Source organism: Aliivibrio sp. SR45-2 (genome assembly GCF_963890165.1).
GTDB lineage: Bacteria > Pseudomonadota > Gammaproteobacteria > Enterobacterales > Vibrionaceae > Aliivibrio > Aliivibrio salmonicida.
On record NZ_CAWPRC010000218.1, the window covers coordinates 1 to 5,865 of the forward strand.

Genomic DNA, 5,865 nt, shown 5'->3' on the forward strand with positions numbered 1-5,865 from the left:
TTGTATTTTTATTTATGGAGGAGATAGTAAAGATAGGATTTTAAATAGGGAAGTGGAATAATTCATGATAAAAATTAATTGGGAAATAGATCTAAGTTTTTATGTAATTTAATAAACTAGATCTATTTATTATCGAGTGAAATCAATAACGCAATCTCTATTTTGAGACATCTGGTTCACTTTTTTCTAAGATCATTTAATACAATTTCTAACGCTTTTATTGCAATCTCTTTATTAACATTATTATTTTCTAGAAGATAAATTAAATCTACGGCAAGCTTTATTTCATCAGGAGCGCTATCTAGCGGACTTGGTGGTTTTATATCATGGGATTCTGAAATTAACGTTTCAATCGTATTTTTTTCATTAACCTTAAGATTAGTCATTTTGTTCTCTGTAGGTAATTTGTTGCTCTAAACGAATCATCGCGGTTTTACAACGCTGTAATCGCTTTTCTGTAGTAAGAAGAACTTTTTGTAATTCTTGTTGCTGTGAGAAGGAATAGCATTTATTTACATTTTGTTCTTGCTCTTGAACCATTTGGATAAGGCGACGAGACCATTCTTGGTGTTGCGCAAGGTCTTGGTACATATCGCTAATCGGCTTTTTATTACTGCCTTTTGGTCGTACTTCATGTGAACGTATACGCTGTGTTGCAATCTCCCGTTGAATTGCTTCTATTTGTGCAAGGAGCATCTGGGTTAAATACTCGGCTCTTTGAGGCGTTAACATATTTGCTTTTTCTTCGCGTTGGATTGACTGAAGTGTCGCTTTGGTTTCATTAATACAGGGTATTAAATAGCGGCTTCGGCAACCAAATAGACGCTCATCAAAGAGAGGTAAGCGTTGCTCTCCACGGCGACGATCAATTTCTGCGCTTGTTTTTGCCAATTGTTCTAACATGATTTCAATGGTTTTATAGTTAGCCATCATTATTCCTTAGTACTCAAGAAGAGTTCGATTTAAAACCAAGCATCAAAAGCGAGTTTAGCCGCGAGAATACAAACAACAGTAACAAAAACAGGGCGAATGAATTTTGAACCAAAACGAATAGCAGAATGAGCACCTAAGAAGGCACCAACCATTAAGCAAACCCCCATCGTTAAACCAAGCGCCCAGTTTATTTGGCCAAGGATAGCGAAGGTGACAAGCGAGGTGATATTACTTGTAAAATTCATGGCTTTAGCGAGACCAGAAGCCAGCAAGATATTAAGACGATAAAGTGCCATACTACTTACCGTCCAAAATGCACCAGTGCCAGGGCCGGCAACACCATCATAAAAACCTAAAGACAATCCTTGGATAATTTGTTGTTTTTTAAACTTAGATGTTTTTTCTGGTAATTGATTCTGCTCTGAGATTAAACGATTCGGCCAAATCGTATAAATAGCGGCACCTAGAATAATAAGAGGTAGGCCTTTTTCTAACCATTCCGTTGAAATGTAATTGACTAATAAGGTTCCGCAAGTTGCACCAAATAAAGTGGCTATAAATGAGGCTTTCCAAAACTGAGGGTCAAATAGCTTCTTTTTGAAATAGGTGATTGCCGCTGTCGATGATGCAAAAGTAGCTGCTAATTTATTTGTGCCTAATGCAATGTGTGGGGGTAAGCCAATAGAGAGTAATGCTGGAACCGTCAGCATACCACCACCACCAGCAACTGCGTCAATAAATCCAGCGACAAAAGCAACTAACCCTAAAATAATGAGGGTCGAGGGTTCAAGAAATTCCATATAAGCTCTTAGTTAGTTGTAGGCATAATTAGAATCGCAATATGCGATGTTTAATTGCAATAAATATTTACTCGATTACCCTTTTAAAGGGAGGCAAAGCATCTAAAAGTGCTTTACCGTAACGCTTAGTGATAATGCGACGATCAAGGAGCACAACTCTACCAGAATCATCCTCTTTACGCAGCAATCGCCCGACAGATTGAATTAATTTTTTACTCGCTTCTGGAACACTGATCTGCATAAATGGATTGCCACCACGACTTTCGATATATTCAGAATGTGCTTCTTCTACTGGTGATGTAGGAACACCAAACGGAATCTTTGTAATTATGAGGTTTGTAAGTAAATTCCCTGGTAAATCTAAGCCTTCAGAAAAGCTTCCCGTACCAAATAGAATACTGATCTTATTTGCTTCACATAATGCTTTATGTTTCTTTAGGATCTCTTGTCGTGACTCTTTTCCTTGAATTAAAAGGCTCCAACCTTGTTTTTTTACTAGGGCTTCAAGTGATTCTGCTACTTTATTCATTTGCCAGTATGAAGAAAATAGAACCAAACTTGACTTTTGATCGGCTAAATAGAAAGGAAGCTCTTCTATTAATAGATCGGTAAATCCCGCAGCGGATGGTTCCATTGGGAGTTTAGGTACAACCAATTGTGCATTTTCTTGATAATTGAATGGCGAAGCTAAAGACAAGAATCGTACCCCATCTTCTGGCTTCTCTGATATTCCGGCTTGCTTACAAAAGAAAGAATAAGAGTTTAATGCTCGCATTGTGGCAGAAACAAGGACTGCACCAGCAGCTCTACTCCATAAGTTCTGATCCAGCTGCCAACCAACTTCTAAAGGAGATACATTGATGATGACATCTAAATCTCGTTCTTTACTTTTTTCCAACCAGCGGGCTAAGGGTGCGCCTTTATCACTATTAGGTTTTGCCATTAAGAACCATACTTGAGCTAAATTTTCGAGTCTTTGCAGATAAAAACCCATTTCAGCAAGCGCTGGCTCTGCCATTCTCGGAGCTAGTTCACCATCTTTCATCCGTTCAGAAATCAGATCGCTTATTTTTGCTAATGCTTGATTTGCTTTCGTAGAAAGGTCCTTTAGATCTTTTGATTGTTCTGCTAACCAAACCGGTATTTCTCCGTGTTCAAAACGATAGATGCCATCATCATTAAATAAACTTGGGTCAAATTGTTTACTTAATTGATTTAAAGATGGAATTAATTCTTGGACATATTCATGTAAATTATTTTGAAAACGATGTACCCGTTTTTGATCGGCAAGATTACAAAATTTACTAATTGATTTGTTAAGAGCTTCTAACCAAGTTGCTGAGCCTTTTAAACTTGCCGCAGCAGAAGAATGTTCGCGTGCAACATTTGGTAAGTGATGAGCTTCATCGAAAATATATATAGTTTGCTCTGGTTCTGATAGAACAACACCACCACCTAAATCAATATCTGCCATGACTAAACTATGATTGGCAATAACTACATCTGCTTTATCTAAATGTTCACGAGCTTTTTGAAAAGAGCACTCTCTATGTAATGGTAAACCATTATGGCAGCTGTATTTATCTGCAACGATAGTTTGCCAAATAGGGTTAGGAATAGTACTTGGCCAATTATCAATATCGCCATCCCATTTACCTTCTGATAACGCTTTATACATTCTCTTTAAAAGGTCTAAATCTTTCTTTTTCGGTTTTTCTGTAAACAGTGAAACCTGTTGAGTATCGCTACTGTTATTTTCAACTAAAGAGGCCAGTTTATGAGAGCAGCAATAACGTTGACGACCTTTAGCGATAATAAAAGAAAAAGGCAAGGGTGATATGCGACGATAAAAAGGCAGGTCTTTATGCGCTAACTGTTCTTGCAGTGCGACGGTTGCCGTTGAGATAACCACTTTTTTATTATTTAATTTTGCAAACGGAATCACACTGAGTAAATAAGCCAGTGATTTTCCGATGCCAGTTCCTGCTTCTGCAACAATCATACGGTGATGATCACTGTATTCACCACCAAGTGATTTAGCGATTTCTGCTACTAAATAGTTCTGAGCACGGCGAGGTATAAAGCCAGGAAGCTGGTCTTGCAGTGTTTTATAGCTCTCGCGGATAGAATCAGTAACAGCTTTATTCAGCATTGTTTTACTCAGAAAAAAGGAAAAACGTATTGTAACACGCGTCGTTGAGTGTGATCTCATGCAAATAATGGAATCTTATATAATTAAAGAGCGACGCACGTCACGAAAATGAGAATGATACAATCTCTAGAGTGGGTTGTTAATTTTTGGTTTGTGTTAAGTTGCGAGTATTCTTGTTTGTGCGGAATTTAATGTTGATTTATTGTTAATTTTAATCATTTTTCGGAGTTTAATTCTTTTTATGTATTAAATAATTATTTATGTTTTTACGGTTTTTTCTGGTTTCTGGTGTTGTTAATTCAATTTTGTTTTTATTAAGCTGTTGAAATTTATTGTTTTTTATTTTTTTTGTTTTATTTATGTTTTGTTTGACATGATCTGCAAGATTTTGCAAAGTAGCTCTGGAATTCAAAAGCACTGATTAATCACACAGTTAGATGTGTTGGTCAATGTAGATAAATTATAACAGGGAACCGGAAAACGGATTTCCAATCTTTCTAAGAAAAGGCAGTGGATTATTATGAAAAAGACTCTTTTAGCGCTTGCAATCGCAAGTATCTCAACATCAGCTTTTGCGGTTGATACAAGTAGCCAAAACAGTAAAAATGATGAAATGTTTGCGTTTGATACAATGCACAAAGATCAGTTTTCTGTGTCTGGTTCTGTGGGTGTTGGTGGTTATTACGATACTGGTTCTAAAGCATTTTATGATGATTGGGCTACTGGTCTAACTCTAGCAGTTAATTACCGTAACAACCGTATTGTTGGTTATTTTGAAACTGACTTTATGTTGAACTACACAACAGACAGCAAAACGTCACCAGTTTTAAATGAAGGTTCTGAGTTTGCAACTGATGTTGATAAAGCATGGTTAGGTTTTGATACTGGTTATGGTATTGCCTCTTATGGTTGGGAAAATGATACAGCGTTAGATGCTGTTGATGGTGCTGGTGATAATACGTATGAGTTCGGTGCTTCGGCTGGTGACGCATCTGATGCCTTCAATGTTGTTAAATTCCAAGGTTCAACAAGTGGGTTTGCTTACGGTGTTTCATATTTTGAAACGGACGATGTTCACGTGAAAGCCCAAAAAGGCGTGAATGGTTATATTGGTATCGAGCAAGAAATATTTAATATTTATGCTGGTTATGAAGTGCGTGACGAAGCTACTCGTAAATTAAGAAAGAATGTAAGTGCTACTGATGCCGATTATCAAGTAACGACAGTAACTGGTAATGTTAAGTTAGGTGACGTAACTCTGGGTGCAAACTTCTGGATTGAAGACACCAGCGGTAAGTACCTTGATAAAACAAATACTGGTTACTATTTATCAGGTGGTTATGCATTGAATGAAGCCTTAACTTTAGCTGCTGGTTATGCTGCAAACACAGATGAAGTTACTGGTTTGAAAGATTTAGATCAGTCTTATATGAATATTGCAGCAATGTATACAATGGCTAAAAATATTGATATGGGTATTGATATTAAACAAGAGCTTGATTCTGGCTACGATAATGTAGATGAAGAAACTCATGTATTCGCAGCTGCATACTTCTACTTTTAATCGCCTGATTAAAATAATATAGAATAATAAAGCCGGTCATATGACCGGCTTTTTTCGTTTTTGAGATGAGTAAATTTTAATTTAAATAAGCTATTTAATCGAAAGTTAGAGTTAAAAAATAAGAAATTCAGCGTTAGAACGTAAGGTATGAATAGATTTACTGGACGTAAGATAAATGTGTGGACCTGAAAAAGTGGATTATAGATCACAATTAATTTTTGTTAGGCTTCCATTTTATGTTCTTTAAAATTGTTTTTTGATAAAAAAATTCATAAGTTTTTCGATAAAAATGGACGGTTAATTAATGTAAGATGTGCTTTTTGTTTTTGTTGTTTAATAGTCGACTTGATTAGTCTGGTTATTATGTTTTTTTATTTATTTTATTGTTGTTTATTAGTGTGTTGGTTGTTTTTTTG

The 5,865-nt window shown here is 36.2% G+C and carries 5 protein-coding genes; 1 reads left to right on the top strand and 4 read right to left on the bottom strand.

What is annotated here, in order from left to right:
• Window positions 1-176: 176 nt before the first annotated feature.
• The 4 genes from AACV33_RS20800 to dinG form a co-directional block, all read right to left on the bottom strand.
• Entirely contained in the window at window positions 177-386 is a 210-nt protein-coding gene (locus AACV33_RS20800; protein ID WP_017020641.1) for a DUF2496 domain-containing protein, read from the bottom strand.
• Window positions 379-930 carry a primosomal replication protein gene (locus AACV33_RS20805; RefSeq protein WP_026025296.1) on the bottom strand — a complete coding sequence of 184 codons (552 nt, stop codon included), beginning with the start codon at window positions 928-930 and terminating at the stop codon, window positions 379-381. The genes AACV33_RS20800 and AACV33_RS20805 overlap by 8 nt, the downstream gene beginning before the upstream one ends.
• 32 nt (window positions 931-962) lie before the next feature.
• On the bottom strand, window positions 963-1,733 hold the full coding sequence (locus AACV33_RS20810; RefSeq protein WP_017020639.1) for a TSUP family transporter: 771 nt from the start codon (window positions 1,731-1,733) through the stop codon (window positions 963-965).
• A 67-nt stretch (window positions 1,734-1,800) separates the two neighbouring features.
• Window positions 1,801-3,885 (bottom strand): ATP-dependent DNA helicase DinG, encoded by a 2,085-nt coding sequence (dinG, locus tag AACV33_RS20815; protein ID WP_017020638.1) that lies wholly within the window; start codon window positions 3,883-3,885, stop codon window positions 1,801-1,803.
• Between the two features lie 520 nt (window positions 3,886-4,405).
• On the opposite strand from dinG, the gene AACV33_RS20820 reads away from it, so the two are divergent.
• Window positions 4,406-5,449 (top strand): porin, encoded by a 1,044-nt coding sequence (locus AACV33_RS20820; protein ID WP_017020636.1) that lies wholly within the window; start codon window positions 4,406-4,408, stop codon window positions 5,447-5,449.
• Window positions 5,450-5,865: the final 416 nt, after the last annotated feature.